The 323-nt window shown below is 41.5% G+C and carries 1 protein-coding gene; it reads left to right on the top strand.

Going from position 1 to position 323, the window contains the following annotated elements; genetic code table 11:
* Nucleotides 1-24: 24 nt before the first annotated feature.
* A partial coding sequence (locus ACYVTD_RS18735; RefSeq protein ID WP_461249091.1) for a hypothetical protein occupies nt 25-323 on the top strand: 299 nt, incomplete at its 3' end.

Raw genomic sequence — 323 nt, forward strand, 5'->3', positions numbered from 1 at the left:
GAAAAGACCGCAAGGAGTATCAAGATGAAGAAGACTCTTAAATTTTTTGGGATTATTACCATTTTGGCGGTAATCGCAATAGCGGGTTGTAAAGACTCTGGAACTGACGATAAAGAAGCAGTAACCTCGGCAAGCAGCAATTTGAATTTATCGGGGAATGTAACCATTAGTCCAATAGACAATGTTGTTACCGGAGTGGAACTTACCGCTAATTATGACGGAATTGAAGAAGTTACCATTAAATGGCAGTGGAACAAAGAAGGAATCGCTATTTCAGGCGAAACCAATGCAACATATACGCCCTGGGAAGGCGGAAGTTACAC

Source organism: Treponema sp. R6D11 (assembly GCF_054786075.1).